Here is a 19,589-nt window from a genome sequence, read left to right as displayed (position 1 = left end):
ATAAATTCAATTTAATCACATACTCTCCAGCAAGTTAATTCAATAGAACGACACTGGAGAATCCATGAAAAAGCTTAACCTTATTGCTCTACCACTTACGTTACTCAGCAGCGCAGCGTTTGCGACTTCGACTCAAGTTTACATCGAACAAAACGTTGCCTCTAATGCTGCTGATAACGGTGTCTACACCACAGAAGCTGGCGCATTAATCGATACCTCAGAAAATGGACAAGTCTATATAGGTTTTGATGACCAGGGTTGGTTGGCAGCGGGTTACGGGCACGATTTTCACATCAGCGAGTCTTTGACGTTCAACCTATACGGTGAGCTTGGTAAATGGGACAACGGTGAAGAGTTATTAATCGAAGGTATTATCGATTATCAAGTGAACGACAACTTCAATGTCTTCAGTGGATTGGGGTATAACCAGTCAGGGCAAGTACTCGAGAATGTAAGCGACACCACGATTAACACCAATAAGTTCATCGCCGGTGCGGGGTACTCACTCGCAGGCTGGGATTTAGCTTATCAATACACTCACGAAAACAGTGATGGATCCAATGGCGGGTTTACCCACAACGATGACAACGTAATCTTTCATCAAGGCGACTACCGTACCAATGAGCACGAAGTCGTTCTCTCTAAAAGCATCGACGACTGGACACCCTACGTGAAATACACCTACTTCAATACCAACGAAGGTGACCTTTACTTGAACGGCCAATCGATGGGCCCGATCGACAACGACAATATCATTACGCTTGGTTTGTCTTACGACTTCTAAACATCTCAGATTCAATTCTCATAGGCAGATGGATTTGCCCACCTTTCGAGGGCACTACTATGAAAATGACTCCTCAACGCAACAAAGCCATTAATATCGCTGCCGCGATCAGTATCGTTTTGTTTTCTGCGATTCCCACCTACGTAAGTGCTGATCACTTAGACCCCCATTATCTAGAGCCGAGTCATCTAGAAACCAGCTATCTAGACTCCTCCTCCGTCGAATTTATGACACCAGATTTTGATCAGGGGTATCTTAACGATGAGATTAAAGAAAACCTTATTCTGAAATAATTCGTCAACACATTACAAAACGTTATATAGCTCTTGTTTTCTATATAACTCTCATCTTCTTATAGAGCCGTGCTGAGTGATTAAGACTCCGTTCCTGAATCACTTTTTCTAGGCTGATGACATTCAAAACCGCAAATGCAGAGACTAAAAAAGACACCACACTCGTCAAAAAGTGTGGTGTCTTGGTTATTATTGCAAGGCTAATTAACTAACAATAGTTAAGATTAGTTGGCTGGACGCCAAACGCCCCATTTGTCATTTTCGTAAGTCGCTTTAGGGTTAGTGCCACCTTGAACCCACCATTGTGCTTTCCATGACTGGTTCGAGTAAGTCACGACTTCGCCACCAAGGTAAGTCGCTGATGAGTCCCACGTACCTGGATCTGGCGTAGGGTCTGGGTCAGGAGTCGGATCAGGATCCGGCGTTGGATCTGGGTCTGGTGTCACGTCATCGGCAATTACTTCAAAAGTGAAGGTTTCAACACTGTCGCTTTCAATCGAGCTAGCCATAAACGATAAAGTTTCGTTTGCAGTGATGCCAGTGGTATCAACTACGATAGAAGCCGTGCCGTTATTTTGAATGCTTACAGAAGTACCTTGAGTTTGAGTCAATGTCGCCGCTTCGCTTGTTGCAATTACAACTTTGTCGCCAGCATTCACTACGTTGTCACTCTTCACTAGCTCGTAGATATCACCTTTCAATGGTTCAACACCACCGTCGCCACCGTCAATCAGCGTTAACTGACCAGAAGCACGGCTATCTTTTGAGTTGAAGAAGTTGCGTGAAGGATCGTTTTGGAAGTACATGTAGTGCTGCATTTCAGCATGCCAGTCACCAATGAAGATCGCGCCATCTTTAAACTCTTCGTGCCAGCCATTAATTTCTGAAGCTAACAAACGAGCCCAATCGTTAACGTTTGAAGCATCAATGACGATGTCGAAGCTTCGCGCTACTTCACCATACTTGTTGATGATGTCGTATTTAACCGTATCACCAATTTCTGGCGTGCCAAACTGGTCAGAAACAAACAGGTCACCACGCACTAGATCAGGCTCTGGACCCGGCTCTGGTGGAGGGGTTGTGCCACCCGCGATAGTGATGTCTGAACAGTTGTAGAAGCCTTCGCCCGCAGCATCATCACGTTGCCAACGAACGAATAGAATCGCATCGCCAGAACGGTCTGAAGGAATAGTGACATTAATGCGGTACTTGCCGCCATTAACCGGAACGTTACCCTCTTCTTGGATAAGATCTAAGTCTCCCCACGCTAGGCCTTTGCTTAGGTCCGCGTTTGGTTTCGTTAGGTAGAACTCCCAGAAAGAAGGGTTGTGTGGCGCTGTCGCATTGAATACATATTCAAACGTACCAGTATTTAGCTCGGTACGAGTCCAACCAGTATGAGGCGCACCCATGCCGCGTTTTTGCGAATCGTTGGCATAACATAACGTGCCGTCAGGAATCGCCGCTTTTACAGCATTGATATTATTGAAATCTTGGACATTTTTCGCGTACTCGTTACGTTGAACAAACGGGTATGAACCCGAAATGTCTTTTGCTTGAGCACACGCAGCATTAGGTGGTGTACCCGACCAAATCCCGCCTTGCTCGTAACACGTGTTCTGACGCGCGCTTGGAAACTCAGACCAACCATGAGCATTTGCCACTGACGGCACACTCGATAGCATAGCCATACCCACTGCTATTTTTAGAATATTATTATTTATTGTTGTCACTTTCCCACTCTCTATTATTTTACCCTAAACACAAAACCAATTGGTTACTAACCAACCAGCACTGTAATTCGAAGGTTTATAGTTTCTGACTTAAAGAACAACGAAAAATATATACGTCAATTTTATCAATAACAGCGGGTTTTATATTAATAGGAATCAGCATCACACAACTCAAACAAATGCGTTGTAGATAGATGATATTGGTTCGAATTATCAATTTTTACCGACAAAAATTACGCATTCCCTAAGAAAATAGATCGCTAGGAAGGTATTTTTTCATTGAATTAATTGGAGTGAAACGCTCGCATAAATAATGATATTGAGTGCTTTTTATCATCATTATTATTACGTTGTTGAGACTGCTGTAAAGTCGCTAAGCTATTGAGCGTATACGTTTATAAATGGATAAATCATTAAACGTTAATTTGAACGAGCTAAACTAATAGCGGCTATTCATGCCAAATCGATTCGACATATCATCGTCCATACGACCGCCCTTCCAACCGCCACCGCCCAACAAATTAAGTACATCACGCGCGTTATATTCCTCACCACCGAAGAAGTCATTAGACACATTATTACGCAGCAATTGAATGGCTGGAGCAATTTCAGCAGCAAGGTCTTGTGGATCAGCAAACAATGCTAAGGCAACCAGTTGTTGGCGCTTACTTAATTCACATGAACTCGTTTCTACTTGCCCAATAGAGAAAAAGTCACTGCTTCCGTACGCTTTCACCAACTTTGCAGAAAGTGATTTGATTACTTTCTTGATTCGTCGTCGTTGAATATATCTAAACATATAGATTGCCTTGTATTGATGAGCTTAAGTTAACCAAACAGCAGATAGGTCTGATTGTCGACTGAGATACTTTTGACTTCGGTGTTGAACACGGACTCTAGCTGCTCAGGGGTAAGCACTTGATCAGCTGAGCCTGATGCTTGAAGTACACCTTTATCGAGCAACAACACTTGGTCTGCGTGTCTTAGTGTTCTGTTCAAATCATGGTTAGCCATGATCACGGCGATGCCCTTCTCAGCCACTCGTTCGATAAGCTTGTACAACAAGGCTTCTTGAGCAATATCCAACGGAGCTGCGGGTTCGTCGAGGATCAGCAGCTTCGCGTATGGGTTAAGTGTCGGCCAAATTTGCAGGCACATTCCCGCCAAACGTACGCGTTGCCATTCACCACCAGACAGTGTCTGAATTGAGCGATGAAGTTTGTCTGCAATGTCTAGCATCTGGCTGATTTCTTCCAAAGCTGCGTTGATTTCAGCATCAAGGCCGTGTGAGGAGCTTGGCAGTGACAATGCAAGATATTGGAACACTTCTAAGTTGAAGGCTGGCCTTGCGCTTTGGCACAAGTAAGCACGATGCAATGATAAATCTTGTAAAGACAGCTCCGACAAATCCTGCCCGTCGATCTTTATATCGCCTTTGTAACCATCACCAATTCCAGATATCGCTTCGAGCAAGGTACTTTTACCGCTGCCATTAGGGCCGATAACGTGAGTCACCTGCCCTTGCTTGAGCTCAAATGATAGTGGTAATAAACGAGCGCCGACGCTCAGGCTCTTAATTTGAATCATGATTTTTAATTAACATCCAAATGAAGATAGGCGCACCGATACTGGTGGTCATCACACCCAAAGGCAGCTCTGCGGAATCTAATAAGGTTCTTGCACAGATATCAGCAAACACCAACAACGCAGCGCCAGCAACGGCAGACAAAGGAAGAAGGTATTTGTTATCAGTACCAATCGCTAAACGCAACAAGTGTGGCACAACCAAGCCAACAAAGCTGATCACGCCACCTAAAGCTACCGCGCAGCCGACTAAAATAGACACGGCGAAAATTAGACGCCAGCGCAATCTCGGTACGTTTACGCCTAACTGTGCGGCATGCGTTTCGCCAATCATTAACTTATCTAGCTTACTACCTTGCAGGCACAGCCAAATAATCACGGGGATCATCACTAACGTGAGCGAGTGTTGATACCAAGTCACGCCACCTAAGCTGCCCATCAGCCAATACATCAACAAGCGTAGGCTTAAGTCATCACTAAAATAGAACGCCCATGTCACCATCGCGCCAGAAAGAATACCTAGCGCCACACCCACCAGCAGTAGTTTAGCCGTGGTGAGTCGCATCGTTTTTACCATGCTCACCAGTATCACGGTGAAACAGAGCGAGCCTAAAACGGCGGCAATCATGAACAGTTCAGGTGTGGGAGCAAACGGCAAGAAGAACAGTACGATAACCATCGCCAAGCTTGCGCCACCAGAAATGCCGAGCACACCTGGCTCTGCTAATACATTACCCAATAAGACTTGTAGGCTTGCGCCAGATACAGCTAACCCTGCCCCGATGGCAATAGCCGCCAATAATCGAGGTAAGCGTAAATCAACCAGTAGTTTTTGTTCTAACGTGGACAAGGTGCCCAGAGGGGAAATGAAAAGATCGCCAACCATTAGGTAAATCGCACTCAGCGCGACAAGCAGTGCTGCCATCAGATAAATGGCTCGGGTCCATTTGCGCTGTTTTTGGTGAAGAAGTTGTTGGAAATCCATATCAAGCTACTTTGAAATTGTTCGCGTAACCTTACCTGTATCCCCAAATAAACTCAAGGCTCACACCGTAATGTGAACCTTGATATTTCAACCAGTTGAGCGGTTGTTTTCGTCGTTTAAACCCGAGTCGATATTAATCGTACACAAGCTGACCATGGTCGAATCGCGTTTCAACTTCACACACCATTAAGGCTGCTCGTTGACCGATAGCAACATTACGATTAGGGAACACCACCGCTTCGTTTTCATTCTTAGCCATTAACGGTTTATCACCATCATGACCGAATACTTCACCGTGCTTGAACGCGGTAAAGTTCTCTACAGAATCTGAGAACATGAAATCGAAGTCATCATGTAAACGAACAATGGTTCTGCTCACGCGATAAGTGATGGTTCGCTTAGGTAAATGCTCTGGCTCAACTTCAGCAATCAAGTTACGCATCGCCAAGTCAAAAGCCGTTAGCTTATCAAGTTGGTTCTCACCAATTCTCGCGACCTGCCCTAGTTCCATTGTCAGTGCTTGCGCTTCGAAGTTTTCAGCACTGTACCAACTGAATGTACTGGTTGGCGCATTTGACAACAACACTGCTTCCACGTGCGCACTGTTAATGAAATCAAACAGCTCTTTACTGCGTACTTCGTGGCGAACTTTAGGGCTCACTGCAAACGAGTAATGCTTAGATAAACGGATTGCACAGTGCAAATCTAGATGCCAACGAGTGGCAGGTTCCGTTTCTTTGTAAAACTCAGTCACCAAGAACTTCAAGTTCTTCGCGATATCCACTTCTCGATTGCTCTCGTACTGCTTTTCATCAAACAGACGATTCATGTTCACATCAAGAAAACGAGTATGCGCGTTAGTGGCTTCTGGGTGAGCTATGATAAACAAGCATCTCGCGTTTACTACTTGGAAACCTGTTTCAATATCCTCAATGAGCTTATCGATCAGCTCCATTGGTGAAGTTTCGTCGCCATGAACACCGGTTGAAAAAATGATGTTCTTGGTTTCAGAATTAAAATCCGCGGGAATCACTTCCAAGACACCGCGTTGATGAAGCTTAATTTGAACACCGTTACTCAGTACGGTCTGTCCTGCAAACACTTCTTGCTCAAGATCTAGGCTGTCAAAAAGAAATGATTGGCGAAAGAGGGTCTTCGTCATGCGCTACTCCTTAATTGCACGGCCGTATGTTAATAAATTGTACATAGAAATTGTGTTGCTAGGATCGCACTTATCAACAGAAACTCCGTTATCACTCACAAATACTACCCATATATTTTTATATTACCTGCTGACTTTACTAACCGACATCTGTTCCAAATAACTTTCTCTATTTAAAGAGACTTTTGGTTGTTTCGGCTTATCTCAGGTTATGCCAGCAAGATAAGAGCCACGTAAGCTAACACAGCTCTTACCTGCTATGAACAGATTGAGATCAATTAATCTTCCTGATCGAGCAATCTTTCAAATTCATCGATTTGAACTTTGACCATGTCGATGCTTTGTTGCCAAAAATCAGCTTGAGTCAGGTCCATTCCTAAGTGCTTTTGAACGACTTCTTCCGCCATCATGCTGCCCGTATCACGAAGCAACGAAACGTAATCGCCGTAGAATTGCTCACCTTTCGCATCGCGCTGAGCGTAAACACCTTTACTGAACAGGTAACCGAACAAGTATGGGTAGTTGTAGAAGCTTACTTGAGAGATGCTGAAATGCAGTTTGCTCGCCCAGAAGTAAGGGTCAGCTTCTGTCATTGCATCGCCATACCACTCTTTCCAAGTCGTTTCCATCAAGTCACACAGCTGCTGAGCCGTTAGCTCGCCTTTTTCACGCTGCTCGTAGAAGGCTTTTTCAAACTCAAAACGAACGGGAATGTTCACCATTAATGCCAAAGAAGAAGAAAGCTCTTCCCACAGCATTTCAAGTTTCTCATTACGTGTTTGTGCTTGTTTTAACAAATGGTCTCGAACGATATTTTCAGCAAAGATCGAAGCGGTTTCTGCCAGCGTCATTGGGTAGCGTGTTTGACACAACGGCATGTCTTTCATCACCCAGTTGTGGAACGCGTGGCCTAACTCGTGTGCCAATGTCATTAAATCTGAGCGGCTACCGCTCCATGTCATGAACACAAGCGGAGTGCGTGTAGCAGCAAACTTGGTGCAGTAAGCGCCTAAACGTTTGTTGGCTGCTGGTGCGGCATCAATCCAACCATTATCAACCATCAAAGCGACAATATCAGCCATCTCTGGATTTACTTCAGCGAACGCAGTTTTGATCACGTCGATCGCCTCATCAAATGGGTAAACCTTAGATTCAGCGTCACCCAGCGGCGGCATCGCAGCTAAGTGATTCCAAGGCTTCATTTCATCTAGCCCGTGAACTCTTGCCATTAACAAACCTGCTTTCTGACCAACAGCTCGATTAGCTTTCGCTACCGACATCATGGTGTCTAGCGTTTCTGGCACAATGCGGCTGCCGTGTAGGCTTGGATCTAGGAAATGCACATCGCTAATCTTCGAACGCTTTTTGTTTTCAGTCAGTCGCCAACCCGCCAATGCATTTAGAATCGAAGCAAAAGACTCTTGGTGCGTTTTCATCGCACCTTGAACCGCGCGCCATGCTGGTTCTTGCTTGTCGAATTCGCTGCCGTACAACAGGCTCGCGGCTTGTGAAAAGCCTAGGGCTTCCTCTTCACCGTCCAGCTTTAGCGACAGTTTTAAAGATCCGGTTAGGTTATCGTATAAACGACCCCATCCGTCACGACCATCAACCTTCATCGCTGCCAATAACTGCTCTTCAGCAACACTGAGTCGGCTGCTTGATAACTTACGAGAGCTTTCAATCGCAAAGCGATGCCCTGCTACGTCCGCACTATCATGCTCTAATACTGCATCAATAAATTCTGGTTCTGCGTGAATTAGCGTATCTTCGTAAGGGCTGAACGCTTGAGACATTTCAGAGTTCAGCTTCGCTACACGACCAAGCAATACTTTCGCTTCTGTGTGTGTCGCGTCGACCGATGCGTGGCAATTAGCGAAGGTGTTGATTGTACTCAGTAATGTGCCTGCCGCTTCTGAAGTCTGAATCGCGTTTTGCATCGCTAGAATGATATGACGCTTTTCAACGTGTAGGTTCAACAGCTCAATGCACTGCTGAATGAGTTCAATGTCCTGTTCGATTTTTGCATCATCAAGATCGCGATAAGCAATGCTTAGATCCCAACTTGGTGTTGTCATGACTAAATTCCTTTCACGTAGGTAGTAATACCAATCAGGTATAGCGGCTGTGAACGCCGCTTTATACTTCTATTTATATTTCTGTTTCTATTTACAGATCTAAAAGATTGTTAATTCTTAAACTGTGTTTTTTGAACACTCAGAGAACAGGTATCCCTATCGATTTAACGCTGATAAAGCTCTGCGCAAACTGAGTGATTTGAATATGCGTTATCGATGCGTTTTCTATCGATAACTTCGAGTACAAACTCGGGTTTTTCCAATCAATATTAAGGCAGTGCGCTAGCAGTATGCGAATCACACCACCATGAGTAACCAACAATATGTTGTCACTTGAATCATTCAAAAGTTGCGACCAAGCTTGAGTTACTCTGTCGTGGAAGCTCTGTAAACTTTCTGCGCCAGTTAATTGATGATTAGCAGGGTCTTTCCAAAAGGTTTCTAACATTCCCCACTTGTCTTCAAGTTCATCAAATGGGACACCATCTACTTCACCGAAGTTCATTTCCTGAAAACCCGATGCAACTGATAAAGGCACAGACATACGCTCTGCAAACAAGCTCGCGAGATCACCACATCGTCTTAGTGGAGAGCTAACCACGCTATCAAAGGTAATGTCTTGTGTAGTTAGTGCCTCACATATCTGTTCTTGAAGATCAGAGTTGACCAGCACATCAGATAAACCATTGAGCGCAGCTTTTCCTTCGACTTTGCCATGTCTTAACAAATAGATGTTTTTGGTTGTTCCATTGACCATGTGTGCGACCTAGCCTTGAATATCAAGCAAGTGATTAGATGGTTTTAAGTGCAGCGGCAATCCGGCAGCAACCAGCGTGACGCGCTCAACGACGCGAGCTAGCGCTTGGTTCATTCGTCCTGCATTGTCCACAAACAAGCGAGACACTTTACCCAGCGGCACCACACCTAAACCGACTTCGTTAGAGACCATGATAATTTGCGCCGGACTTTGCTCGACGCTTTTGACCAATACTTCAACCACGGCTTCAACCTGTTCATTAGTTGCGTCATCACCCAGTTCAAAGATGATGTTGTTCAACCACAAGGTTAGGCAATCAATCAATACCACATCTTCTTTCTCAAAAGACTGCAGTTTTTCGGCTAATTCGACGGGTACTTCATGCTCAATCCACTGCTCGCCACGACGTTGTTGATGGTGCGCGATTCGTTCTCGCATTTCATCATCAAGATATGTCGCTGTCGCAATATAATTGAGGCGTCCATTTGAACATGCTTCAAGCGCACATAATGCTTGTTGCTCTGCAAAACTCGACTTGCCAGAACGAGCTCCACCCAATACCAAATGGCTGTTTCGCTGACTTGCTTGATTAGTTTGATTGGTGTTGGTCATAGGAAGCCGTTATAGAAAGTCATTGTAAAATGCAGTAATGAATACAAGGTAAGTCAGCAACTCCATCAACTGTTGAGCCGCGCCCAAACAGTCACCAGTAAAGCCACCAATTCTTGCAATTAACCACTTTTTGAAGCCCACTCTAAACACGTAAGCAATCACAACTAAAACACACGTACACGCCAATCCAAACCACAAGCTTGGTAACAGGCCAACCAACATAAGGAAGACAAGTTCGCCCTTGGTTTGTTTATTGGCTAGAGGCTTACTCTTGCTCGTGTCTAAATCGCTGACGTAAGGCATGTCGTAAATAAGGGATGCCGCAATCGCTCGGCTAAAGGTGTAGCTCGTCACGATGACCATAAACAATCCAGTCATGCTGCTAAGTTCATTGAGCAGAACCCACTTTCCAAGCAACGCCATGATCAGCGCAGACGCGCCGTATGTACCAATTCGGCTATCTTTCATGATGGTCAAGCGGCGTTCAAGTGTCATGCCGCCACCAATACCATCCGCCATGTCAGTTAAGCCGTCTTCATGGAAAGCACCGGTCAGCATCAAACTAAAACTCATCATCAAAAAGATGGCAATCGAGCTTGGTAACACAGTATCAAGCAACAGGAACAAACCGCCGCACAAGGCGCCAAGCAACAAGCCGACTGTTGAGAAGTAACGACCAGAACGGTTCATACGCTCTTCTGAATAGGGCGTATTCTTTGGCATTGGCAAACGAGAAAAGAAGCCCATAGCCAACGAAAACAGCTCCCACTGATAAGCAGCGCGATCTTTCAAAGATCTGTTCGGCGTATCACTCATTAAACTGTGACTCCGGCGCTCTCGAAGCTCGCCATGTTGTTATAGAACTCAGCGGCCGCTCGGATGATTGGCATGGCTAGTGCAGCGCCCGTGCCCTCGCCTAGTCTCAAGCCAAGATCAAGCAACGGCTCAGCGTCTAGAAGTTCTAATAGAATTTTGTGTCCTGACTCTTCAGAGCGATGTGCAAAGATCATATAGTCTCGGCAATTCGGTTCAATTAAGGTCGCAACATACGCAGCGACTGACACGATAAAACCATCGACCAGTACAGGAGTTCTGTTTTGATAAGCGCCAAGGAAAGCACCGACCATTTGCACTATTTCGTAACCACCGACTTGAGCTAAAATCGATTTAGGATCGAGTCCTGTGCAGCGTGCAACACCTTGCTCAACCACAGCCACTTTACGTGCAAGCTGTTCATTGTTGATGCCAGTGCCTAGGCCAACACACTCCGCTGCAGCACGATTCGCTAATGCACTTAAGATCGCTGATGCGCTGCTGGTATTTCCGATACCCATTTCACCAAACATGATGATATTGGTGCCATTCGAAATGGTTTTAGATACAAGATCTGTACCCAGTTCAATCCCACGTTCAACCGTTTCTAAACTCATTGCCGCTTCATTGGCAAAGTTATTGGTTCGCGTACCCAAACGCTGAGAGATCAACATGTCACTGTCTGATTCCACAGGCAACAATATCCCCGTGTCGACTACCGTGATATCGATATTATTCACCGCACAGAAGCAATTGATCGCCGCGCCATCGCTTAAGAAGTTCAACACCATCTGTTGTGTTACCGCGCTTGGAGCAATAGTCACGCCTTCGTCAGCAATGCCATGGTCGCCAGCAAAAATGATGATACTTGGCTTATTCAATTCGATGTGTTCAACCGCAGCTTCTTTGCCTTGGCTCTGAATCAAAGCCAGTTGATGTGCGACTTTTTCTAGTAAGCCAAGTGCGCCAAGTGGCTTGGTTTTTTGGTCAATTCGGTGTTGGATGTACTGCGAGTATTGGGTATCTAACATAGTTTTTAAAAACGCTTATTCTGGGTACGTTGATATAGGGCTGCTACTTAGGTATTGCTACTTAGGGCGTGCGACAGAAAACACATTGGAAAGCGTGGCGTATTCACCGCCACCCAATCGAGATAAAGGATCAAGTGCTAACGCGTCGATCTTAAGACGCTCACTGTCTTTGTCGATCGCGTCTTCGGAAATGTACACGGTTTCGACTTGAGCAAAGATAAGGCTTTGTGGCACTTCTCCAACCTCTTTTACTTCGTACAAGGTGCATCCAAAAGCGACCGCGCACTCTTTCAATCTCGGTAAAGAGAAGCCTTCAAATTCAACCAGATCAATGTTATTCGCGGTGACTTCCGAATCACCATGTTCAAGGGTAGCTGCTGTCGCCGTCATGGTTTCGGCAGAACTTGAAGAAGCAATGTGAATCACTAGCTTACCCGTTTCTAGGGCATTACGAGCGGTATCTTTGATTTCGCCGGACGGCTTCTTCCCAACCGATAACATCAGTAACGGCGGATTACTAGAAACAGGCGTGAAATAAGAGAAAGGCGCGAGGTTGTACTCTTGGTCAGAAGATTCCGTCAATGCCCACGCAATCGGGCGAGGAACAACGGTTTGTGTCATCAGGTGATAAATCTGAGTGGGAGCAAGAGTATCAAGCTTGAGGTTCATAGCACGTCCTTGGTCTATGTGAATTACGACTCAGTTTACGTGTTAAGCAAGGCTGTATCTATGGCTATGTGGCAGAAACCGCAGAGAGTGTTCTTAATTTAAACAGATCACACTGGTTTTTTCTCAGATTGACAGTCAAATTGACGAACCCTAAAACACAAATAATACTGATAATAGATTTATCAATAACTTACATTTTGGCATCGTTTATGCCTTATCTAAATTACTTATTAATCTCTCCATTGATAAGTACCCATACAGTGAATGCCCACAACACTGACGCTACACGAAGAAAGACAATCGATTGAAAGACAAAACAGAACAACGATTTAGGAGGTGTAATGATTCCAAATTCAAGTAAAAGAAAACCAAATAAATCAAGTAAGAAAGCTAGCAAAAAGGTAAGGAAAATCCCACTGTCCTTTACCTAGTAAGAAGCAAGAAAAGTAACAAAGCCCGTCGCCCAGCGGGCTTTGTTATGTTTAACGCCTAACTTAAGTTTCAAACCGCATTTATCTTTCCCACCGCCATTATGTTTCATATCGTACTTATGCTTCAGACCGTACTTATGCGTCGAGCCAAACTAAATCATCTCTTTTTCCATAAACAGGCGACTCCCCACATACTACTGACCACTCGTTTAACAAACTTTTATTCGCTTAAAATTCAAACACTGTTTATATTAAACAAGCACTTGTGGAGTGAAGAAGGGATTAAAATGAGCATTTCTGGAGACAAAACATCGGTCGTGGTGGCTGGTGCAACCGGGTTAATTGGTCATCATGTGATGAAGTTGCTCATCGATGAACCCGCCGTTGATCATATCTATGCCCTATCTCGCCGAGCGTTAGATTCACAGTTTGATTCCAACAAGCTCCACACACTCATTCACAGCGACCTGCAAGTTACCAGTTGGGATGACACGAATGCGACGCCTAATCTTGGCGTTATCTGCTTAGGTACGACTAAGAAAAAGGCAGGATCAAAAGAAGCGCTTCGCAAAATCGATGTGGAACTGGTTAGCCAAGTCGCACAGTCGATGAAGTTTCTTGGGGTTCAACGCGTAGCGGTCGTTTCTAGCTATGGCGCTTCACCAGATTCCTATTCGCACTACCTTCGCTGTAAAGGACAAATGGAACAAAATTTAAAACGTATTGGCTTCAAGCAGCTTTTCATCGCACGCCCTGGGCCTCTGGTGGGTGAGCGTGATGAACCTAGAGCTGATGAAAAACTCCTGCAAAGTGTCTTTCCTCTGCTGTCTCCATTTATGCTTGGTAAGTTCAAAAACCTACGCCCTATTCAGTCGGAAGACGTAGCCAAAGCAATGTTGTTCCGGTTATTCGAAAATAATTTCCAAAATATCGAAATTTACTCGTCAAGTGACATGCTCAATTTATTGGCAAAATATCGCTAAAAAGCTCACCTATTCATCACAATGTTGAATATCCACCCATCCTATTGAGTGGATATTACTAATCGTTCTAATAAATTACTTTTCCTTATTTTACGTTTTGTTACAGGTCGCTACTGTAGCTAACAGTATTTGCGCCCATATATCTAAGCGCCCTATCGATTTAAAGAGATTCATAAGGAAAACAAATGTCATTTTCAGCTATCGCTGCCTTAGCGGTATTCACTGGTATCCTCTTTTTTCTCTACGGACAGCAGAAAAAAGAAAACACACTTTCTCGCCTCGTTTTACTCGGTTTAGTATTTGGTAGCGCATTTGGTCTTGGTCTACAGCTGTTATTTGGTGAAGGCAATCCGGTCATCAACGAAACACTAGACTGGGTAAATATTGTTGGCCGTGGTTATGTTGGCCTACTGAAAATGGTGATCATGCCATTAGTATTGGTTTCAATGATTGCAGCAGTAGTGAAGCTTGAAAAAGGCGGCTCACTGGGCAAGATTTCTGGTATCACCATTTCTGTACTGTTAGCAACAACCGCGATTTCTGCGATTGTTGGTATTGTTGTAACGCAAGCATTCGGCCTGTCTGCTGAAGGTTTAACAGAAGGCGCTCGCGAAACAGCACGTATCGCAACACTTGAAAGCCGCATCGGTAGCGTTTCAGACCTAACAATTCCACAAATGCTGATCAGCTTTATTCCGACTAACCCATTTGCAGACCTAACGGGGGCTCGCTCTACGTCTATCATCGCGGTTGTTATCTTTGGTGTGCTAACGGGCATCGCTGCTCGTAAAGTGATGGCAGAGAAAGAAGAACTAGAATCTCCAATCCGTACTTTCGTTGAAGCGTCACAATCTATCGTTATGCGCTTAGTTAAGATGATCATGGCACTAACGCCATACGGCATCGCAGCGTTAATGGCGAAGGTAGTTGCAACATCAAGTGCTTCTGACATCCTCAGCCTACTGGGTTTCATCGTTGCATCTTACGTTGCGATTCTACTGATGTTCGTCGTACACGGTGTGTTGGTTTCTTTTGTTGGTGTAAACCCGAAAGAGTACTTCCAAAAGATCTGGCCTGTACTGACGTTCGCTTTCACGTCTCGTAGTTCTGCAGCAACAATTCCACTGAACGTTGAAGCTCAAATCACTAAGCTAAACGTGCCACCAGCGATTGCTAACCTGTCTGCCTCTTTCGGTGCGACGATTGGTCAAAACGGTTGTGCGGGTATCTACCCTGCAATGCTAGCAGTCATGGTTGCGCCTACAGTTGGCATCGACCCAATGGACATCAACTTCATTCTGTCTCTGATTGCTATTATCACAGTGAGCTCATTCGGTATTGCTGGCGTAGGTGGCGGTGCAACGTTCGCGGCGCTTATCGTACTTCCTGCTATGGGCCTTCCTGTAACGATTGCAGCACTGCTTATCTCTATCGAGCCACTTATCGATATGGCACGTACGGCGCTTAACGTATCTGGTGCTATGACAGCCGGTACGATCACAAGCCGCCTATTAGGCAAGAAAGACAAGCAACAAGATCTGGAACAAGCGAACGCTTAATGGGTTCGATTGATTCAAGCACTTGAGTCTCGTTAAACAAAAAAACCGATGCACATGCATCGGTTTTTTATTATCTGTTACTTCTAACTTCCATTACTTCACGAGCAACAGCTTAGAACACAAGTTGAATGACTTTTTCGGCAAGTGCTTCATCGTCGTCTTCACTTAATCCGCTGACACCAATAGCGCCAATCACCTGCCCATTTAATTCAATGGGAACACCGCCTTTAAAGCCAGTGATCTTTGGGTCAGTCCAGTAACTTAAGTCTTTACCAGTTTCTCTCGCCCAAGCACCTAAGTTACCGCTTGGCTGTCTATCTCTTGCAGATGTATAAGCTTTGTTCTGTGCTAACAATCCGGCTTGAACACTCACATTATCCATGCGAATAAACGCCAGTAACTCACCGTGCGTATCACACACGCTCACCGCGATTGCTTGTTGATTACGCTCAGCAATGTCTAGAGCGTTAGACACCAGTTGTTGCGCGATCTTTTGATTCAACATATTCATTCCTTATGGCAGTGCTTGACCACGTGAGTACACGTATAGGTTGTACCACTCTTCACGAGACAGGTTTATCTGAGTCGCGACTGCCGAAGCTTTGATTCGCTCTAGATTTGTGGTGCCAATTACAGGTTGGATACGAGCAGGGTGACGAAGCAAAAATGCCAACACAATCGCTTCACTTTCTACGCCATATTGGTTCGCTAACTGAGCCACGTAGTGCGCTGTCTTTTTCACGTTTTCATGTTCTGAATACAAACCTTGCTCAGCAAATCGGCCTTGTGCCAAACAGCCCCAAGCTTGCAGTTGGATGTTATTCAATTGGCAATGTTCAAGAGTGCCTGCGGCGAAGTCTGATTGATGGTGCCCTTGCGAGTTAATCATCACCCCATCATTCAACCAATCCAATTTGGCTAAGCTCATCTCAACTTGATTCGCGACGATGGGTTGCCCAAGCGCAGATTGCAGGTACTGAATTTGATGGCTGTTCATGTTCGACACACCAAAATAATCGACCTTACCTTGCGCTTTTAAGTTCTCTAACGTTCTTGCTAGCTCATCGAGTTCCATCAAAGGATCAGGGCGGTGCAATAACAGCACATCAAGCTTTTCAGTATTCAATCGATTGAGAATACCGTCTACCGATTGGCCTACCCAATCAGCCGAGAAATCATAACGACCAACATTGCCCTCGCCTTCAAAACGAATCCCACACTTAGATTGAATGAACATCTGTTCACGCAGATCAGGCGCTTGTTGTAATGCTTGACCAAAGGCTTGCTCAGCTTTGCTGAAGGTATAGATATCCGCATGGTCGAATAAGTTAATGCCCGATTCTAGTGCGGTGCCGATTACGCTTCGTGTTTGAGCAACATCCGCACTCGTCACTGGATTATCATTCCATCCACCACCTAACCCCATGCAGCCATAGGCAATTTGCCCAACATTCGGTAGATAATTTGATAATGGGATACGTTTTTTGTCATTCGTTTTGTTTGTAGATTCAGTGCTGTTCGTCATATCGATTCTCGCTTAGAAGATTTGCTGACCAGAAATATGCCTCTATCATATTGTTCTTTTTAAAAAACAGAATATGCTAGTTACGAAATGATTGTTTGATATGACGAACAATAGATTGGTAGGAACGCGCGAATGAACGAACACAAAAGAATAGAACGACTGATCCTGTTTGTAGAACTTGCTCAGCAACTCAACTTTACCAAGGCAGCCGAAAAGCTCGGTATCTCTAAGAGCTACCTTTCTGAACAGATCAAACGTTTAGAGAACGATTTACAGTGCCCGCTTTTGGTCAGAACCACTCGCAGTGTTCGTTTAACCCAAGAAGGCGAACGCGCGTTACAACAAGGCTTAACGATTCGCTCGCAAGTCTTACAGCTTGAACGCAGTGTTTCTGAGCAACACGACATCGTCAAAGGCCTATTACGCCTCACTGCGCCAAAGATGTTTACTGAGGTATATCTATTCGATATCTGCCAACAGTTTAGGCAGCAATACCCTGAGATTCGTTTCGAGATAAACAGTAGCTACACCAACTTTAATCTCAATCAAGATGATATCGATATCGCGTTTCGTGCCACCAATACGCCACCTGACAACATGGTGGCGAAACACTTGATTAGCTATCAACATGATTTAGTCGCGACTCCCGGTTATCTTAACCAATTTGGTCGCCCTACCAATGTGAGTGACTTAAGTGATCATCAATGCTTAGCAACTCTGCACCAAACCGAGTGGCCTTTAAAATCGGTAAATATTGATGTGTCCGGCTGGCTTTCAAGTAATGACAACCACCTGCTTAAGCAACAAGCCATGGCAGGTAGTGGCATCATCCGTATTGCAAGTTACTACGTTGCGAAAGAGGTCGAACTGGGAGAATTAGAGCGAGTGCTGCCTGATGAATGTCTGCAACAAGGCAACAGTATTTATCTGTTCTATCCGCAAGTTATTTATCCGGCAAAGAAACACCAAGTGTTCGTTAAATTTGTTCAGCATTACTTTGAAAGCTTAAGTCGATAAAATGATGCACAGCTCACTAGGGCTTGTTGGTTTCATCTGGCCAACATATTCGTCGTAGCGAGCTCTACTTCAACCTCTTCGGCTGAATGTGATACCAGTGAAAGTCGACTATATGGCCGATCTACTTTCAAGCCTACTCGTCCTAGTTCTTTTATTTTTTCTTGCTCTTACATTTACATTAATACCTAAACATTCACTCTACGAATCGTTTTTCATTGACTTAAAAATGAAATCATAACGACACACTAATTTGCGTAACTTAGGGTGCAAATAGGCAATCAGATTACAGTGCCTATCAGGAGGATGTATGAAACCAAATCGATCTACGGTACTCACTGGACATGTAAAACACTGCCCATGCTGCTCTACCGAACTGGTCATCAAAGACCACATTCACGTTTGCCCGCGCAATGAAATTGGCGACTGTTACTTCGATGGCTATGACCAACACGAACAGCGCGCTAATACCGATTTTATCGATCATGCAAGTGCCAATGATAGCCTTGTTTACGGCATGTCAGAACACTAAGCTTTATTCAAGATTTGTTGAAGTCATTTCGCGCCAAAAAAAATGCAGCGCCAATCGAGTGATTGTTCGCTGCATTCTTAGATCCTGTAAACTTAGCTAACCATTAAAATGGAGCTAGGTAAAACGGATTACCACATTAGATCATCTGGGATCACGAAGTCTTTGTACGGGTCATCTTCGTCTACTTCGTCTGTGCTACCTGCCTGCGTATCAACGATAGATTCTTCGTCGCGCATAGCAATCTTGTTCGCTACTGCTGTTGGAATAACAACATAGCTCTCGCCTTGACGAGCAATACTTAGAATGCCTTTACTTAGTTGCTTTTGAGTCAGCTCTTCTACGTAAAGATATTTAACTAGCGTACCGTCGGTGAAGTTGTATTTGATCTCACCGTTCTTCTGTTCGATCTTGTTCATCTCAATCAGTTGCTTCACTTGAGCTTTAATTTCTTTGCTCAACTGTTGTTCTTTCAACTGTTGGTTTAGCTCTTTGTCTTTCGCTTGCTGCGCCAGTTTAGTTTCTTCAGCTGCCGCTTTTGCTTCACGAGACTGAACGCGAGACTTTTTAGAGCCTTTCTTCGCCTTCTTTAATTTTTTCTCATTTACCAAGCCAGCTTTAAGCATCTGCTCTTGGAGTGTTAACTTTGCCATGACTTTCCCAGTTCAGGATTAAAAACGGCACTATCATACCTGTTTTTAAGGTTTCTGTTTACTGAACAAGAGTAAATTACAGAACAATCGCAAAATTTGTGCTGATAGATCTAAGCTATCGCCACAATCCCTTCTAGTTGCTCACAATCTCTACTCTCCCCGAACATACAGTTTTGATTTAAGCATGCCAACATTGGCTGCTCCACCGACTCAAAACCATTATCTGACTCTATTATTCGCGCGCGTACCATTTATCATTCCAACAAGACAATATGTTAATTTTCAATGGTTAATCAATTTTATAAAACCTTGGCATATATCTCATATTTGAATAAATGCCATAGAGTTATAAATCCAATGTCATAACTCTTGACTACGTTATTCTAGACATCAATCA

General features: G+C 44.5%; 20 protein-coding genes. 6 read left to right on the top strand and 14 right to left on the bottom strand.

Annotated elements, in window-relative coordinates; translation table 11 throughout:
• Positions 1–64 precede the first annotated feature (64 nt).
• On the top strand, positions 65–784 hold the full coding sequence (locus AB6D58_RS12195) for a hypothetical protein (RefSeq protein WP_372157376.1): 720 nt from the start codon (positions 65–67) through the stop codon (positions 782–784).
• Positions 785–843: 59 nt separating this feature from the next.
• On the top strand, positions 844–1,077 hold the full coding sequence (locus AB6D58_RS12190; RefSeq protein ID WP_102393880.1) for a hypothetical protein: 234 nt from the start codon (positions 844–846) through the stop codon (positions 1,075–1,077).
• A gap of 224 nt (positions 1,078–1,301) precedes the next feature.
• On the opposite strand, the gene AB6D58_RS12185 is transcribed toward AB6D58_RS12190, so the two are convergent.
• From AB6D58_RS12185 to AB6D58_RS12135, 11 genes are all read right to left on the bottom strand, one after another.
• Positions 1,302–2,762: a lytic polysaccharide monooxygenase gene (locus AB6D58_RS12185; RefSeq protein ID WP_372157386.1), complete on the bottom strand. Its 1,461-nt coding sequence runs from the start codon at positions 2,760–2,762 to the stop codon at positions 1,302–1,304.
• A 487-nt stretch (positions 2,763–3,249) separates the two neighbouring features.
• Positions 3,250–3,609 carry a DUF6559 family protein gene (locus AB6D58_RS12180; RefSeq protein ID WP_102320089.1) on the bottom strand — a complete coding sequence of 120 codons (360 nt, stop codon included), beginning with the start codon at positions 3,607–3,609 and terminating at the stop codon, positions 3,250–3,252.
• A gap of 29 nt (positions 3,610–3,638) precedes the next feature.
• Entirely contained in the window at positions 3,639–4,397 is a 759-nt protein-coding gene (btuD, locus tag AB6D58_RS12175) for a vitamin B12 ABC transporter ATP-binding protein BtuD (RefSeq protein WP_136978782.1), read from the bottom strand.
• Positions 4,384–5,379 carry a vitamin B12 ABC transporter permease BtuC gene (btuC, locus tag AB6D58_RS12170; RefSeq protein ID WP_017065523.1) on the bottom strand — a complete coding sequence of 332 codons (996 nt, stop codon included), beginning with the start codon at positions 5,377–5,379 and terminating at the stop codon, positions 4,384–4,386. The genes btuD and btuC overlap by 14 nt, the downstream gene beginning before the upstream one ends.
• A 133-nt stretch (positions 5,380–5,512) precedes the next feature.
• Positions 5,513–6,541 (bottom strand): succinylglutamate desuccinylase, encoded by a 1,029-nt coding sequence (locus AB6D58_RS12165; RefSeq protein ID WP_017059157.1) that lies wholly within the window; start codon positions 6,539–6,541, stop codon positions 5,513–5,515.
• A 278-nt stretch (positions 6,542–6,819) separates the two neighbouring features.
• The gene (locus tag AB6D58_RS12160; protein WP_372157374.1) at positions 6,820–8,616 is read right to left on the bottom strand and encodes a M3 family oligoendopeptidase; all 1,797 of its coding nucleotides are present in this window, start codon (positions 8,614–8,616) and stop codon (positions 6,820–6,822) included.
• 139 nt (positions 8,617–8,755) lie between these two features.
• Complete coding sequence (cobC, locus tag AB6D58_RS12155) at positions 8,756–9,373, bottom strand: alpha-ribazole phosphatase family protein (RefSeq protein ID WP_017059155.1); 618 nt, start codon at positions 9,371–9,373, stop codon at positions 8,756–8,758.
• A gap of 9 nt (positions 9,374–9,382) precedes the next feature.
• A complete protein-coding gene (gene cobU, locus AB6D58_RS12150) occupies positions 9,383–9,985 on the bottom strand; it encodes a bifunctional adenosylcobinamide kinase/adenosylcobinamide-phosphate guanylyltransferase (RefSeq protein ID WP_372157372.1) in 603 nt (200 codons plus the stop codon).
• A 9-nt stretch (positions 9,986–9,994) separates the two neighbouring features.
• A complete protein-coding gene (locus tag AB6D58_RS12145) occupies positions 9,995–10,801 on the bottom strand; it encodes an adenosylcobinamide-GDP ribazoletransferase (protein ID WP_372157370.1) in 807 nt (268 codons plus the stop codon).
• Positions 10,801–11,829 (bottom strand): nicotinate-nucleotide--dimethylbenzimidazole phosphoribosyltransferase, encoded by a 1,029-nt coding sequence (cobT, locus tag AB6D58_RS12140; RefSeq protein WP_372157368.1) that lies wholly within the window; start codon positions 11,827–11,829, stop codon positions 10,801–10,803. Before cobT ends, AB6D58_RS12145 begins: the two co-directional genes overlap by 1 nt.
• Positions 11,830–11,886: 57 nt before the next feature.
• Entirely contained in the window at positions 11,887–12,498 is a 612-nt protein-coding gene (locus AB6D58_RS12135) for a flavin reductase family protein (RefSeq protein ID WP_372157366.1), read from the bottom strand.
• 718 nt (positions 12,499–13,216) lie between these two features.
• Here AB6D58_RS12135 and AB6D58_RS12130 point away from each other — a divergent pair.
• On the top strand, positions 13,217–13,912 hold the full coding sequence (locus AB6D58_RS12130; RefSeq protein WP_017059149.1) for an NAD-dependent epimerase/dehydratase family protein: 696 nt from the start codon (positions 13,217–13,219) through the stop codon (positions 13,910–13,912).
• A gap of 185 nt (positions 13,913–14,097) precedes the next feature.
• Positions 14,098–15,471 carry an L-cystine transporter gene (locus AB6D58_RS12125; protein ID WP_017059148.1) on the top strand — a complete coding sequence of 458 codons (1,374 nt, stop codon included), beginning with the start codon at positions 14,098–14,100 and terminating at the stop codon, positions 15,469–15,471.
• Positions 15,472–15,583: 112 nt separating this feature from the next.
• Here the strand turns inward: AB6D58_RS12125 and AB6D58_RS12120 are convergent, their stop codons facing one another.
• Both AB6D58_RS12120 and AB6D58_RS12115 read right to left on the bottom strand, forming a co-directional pair.
• Complete coding sequence (locus AB6D58_RS12120; RefSeq protein ID WP_017066157.1) at positions 15,584–15,976, bottom strand: heme-binding protein; 393 nt, start codon at positions 15,974–15,976, stop codon at positions 15,584–15,586.
• A gap of 9 nt (positions 15,977–15,985) precedes the next feature.
• Entirely contained in the window at positions 15,986–16,996 is a 1,011-nt protein-coding gene (locus AB6D58_RS12115) for an aldo/keto reductase family oxidoreductase (RefSeq protein WP_017059146.1), read from the bottom strand.
• Positions 16,997–17,128: 132 nt separating this feature from the next.
• Here AB6D58_RS12115 and AB6D58_RS12110 point away from each other — a divergent pair, with 132 nt between their 5' ends.
• Positions 17,129–18,013: a LysR family transcriptional regulator gene (locus AB6D58_RS12110; protein ID WP_017068270.1), complete on the top strand. Its 885-nt coding sequence runs from the start codon at positions 17,129–17,131 to the stop codon at positions 18,011–18,013.
• Positions 18,014–18,320: 307 nt separating this feature from the next.
• Positions 18,321–18,542, top strand: coding sequence for a hypothetical protein (locus AB6D58_RS12105; protein WP_017059142.1), 222 nt, complete (start codon positions 18,321–18,323; stop codon positions 18,540–18,542).
• Between the two features lie 128 nt (positions 18,543–18,670).
• Here AB6D58_RS12105 and AB6D58_RS12100 read toward each other — a convergent pair whose 3' ends face one another.
• The gene (locus AB6D58_RS12100) at positions 18,671–19,192 is read right to left on the bottom strand and encodes a DUF2058 domain-containing protein (RefSeq protein ID WP_010441213.1); all 522 of its coding nucleotides are present in this window, start codon (positions 19,190–19,192) and stop codon (positions 18,671–18,673) included.
• Positions 19,193–19,589 lie beyond the last annotated feature (397 nt).

This window comes from Vibrio sp. 10N.239.312.D08 (genome assembly GCF_041466145.1).
In the GTDB taxonomy this organism is placed as follows: Bacteria; Pseudomonadota; Gammaproteobacteria; order Enterobacterales; family Vibrionaceae; genus Vibrio; species Vibrio crassostreae_C.
The sequence above is the reverse complement of the archived record's forward strand: the minus strand, read 5'-3'. Positions and strand labels throughout refer to the sequence as shown.

Coding starts and splice junctions, on each gene's coding strand:
- cobT (WP_372157368.1), bottom strand. CDS start 11,829: ATGTTAGATACCCAATACTCGCAGTACATCCAACACCGAATTGACCAA.
- cobC (WP_017059155.1), bottom strand. CDS start 9,373: ATGGTCAATGGAACAACCAAAAACATCTATTTGTTAAGACATGGCAAA.
- AB6D58_RS12165 (WP_017059157.1), bottom strand. CDS start 6,541: ATGACGAAGACCCTCTTTCGCCAATCATTTCTTTTTGACAGCCTAGAT.
- AB6D58_RS12190 (WP_102393880.1), top strand. CDS start 844: ATGAAAATGACTCCTCAACGCAACAAAGCCATTAATATCGCTGCCGCG.
- AB6D58_RS12135 (WP_372157366.1), bottom strand. CDS start 12,498: ATGAACCTCAAGCTTGATACTCTTGCTCCCACTCAGATTTATCACCTG.
- AB6D58_RS12195 (WP_372157376.1), top strand. CDS start 65: ATGAAAAAGCTTAACCTTATTGCTCTACCACTTACGTTACTCAGCAGC.
- btuD (WP_136978782.1), bottom strand. CDS start 4,397: ATGATTCAAATTAAGAGCCTGAGCGTCGGCGCTCGTTTATTACCACTA.
- AB6D58_RS12125 (WP_017059148.1), top strand. CDS start 14,098: ATGTCATTTTCAGCTATCGCTGCCTTAGCGGTATTCACTGGTATCCTC.
- btuC (WP_017065523.1), bottom strand. CDS start 5,379: ATGGATTTCCAACAACTTCTTCACCAAAAACAGCGCAAATGGACCCGA.
- AB6D58_RS12110 (WP_017068270.1), top strand. CDS start 17,129: ATGAACGAACACAAAAGAATAGAACGACTGATCCTGTTTGTAGAACTT.
- AB6D58_RS12160 (WP_372157374.1), bottom strand. CDS start 8,616: ATGACAACACCAAGTTGGGATCTAAGCATTGCTTATCGCGATCTTGAT.
- AB6D58_RS12115 (WP_017059146.1), bottom strand. CDS start 16,996: ATGACGAACAGCACTGAATCTACAAACAAAACGAATGACAAAAAACGT.
- AB6D58_RS12180 (WP_102320089.1), bottom strand. CDS start 3,609: ATGTTTAGATATATTCAACGACGACGAATCAAGAAAGTAATCAAATCA.
- AB6D58_RS12120 (WP_017066157.1), bottom strand. CDS start 15,976: ATGTTGAATCAAAAGATCGCGCAACAACTGGTGTCTAACGCTCTAGAC.
- AB6D58_RS12185 (WP_372157386.1), bottom strand. CDS start 2,762: ATGCTATCGAGTGTGCCGTCAGTGGCAAATGCTCATGGTTGGTCTGAG.
- AB6D58_RS12130 (WP_017059149.1), top strand. CDS start 13,217: ATGAGCATTTCTGGAGACAAAACATCGGTCGTGGTGGCTGGTGCAACC.
- AB6D58_RS12145 (WP_372157370.1), bottom strand. CDS start 10,801: ATGAGTGATACGCCGAACAGATCTTTGAAAGATCGCGCTGCTTATCAG.
- AB6D58_RS12100 (WP_010441213.1), bottom strand. CDS start 19,192: ATGGCAAAGTTAACACTCCAAGAGCAGATGCTTAAAGCTGGCTTGGTA.
- AB6D58_RS12105 (WP_017059142.1), top strand. CDS start 18,321: ATGAAACCAAATCGATCTACGGTACTCACTGGACATGTAAAACACTGC.
- cobU (WP_372157372.1), bottom strand. CDS start 9,985: ATGACCAACACCAATCAAACTAATCAAGCAAGTCAGCGAAACAGCCAT.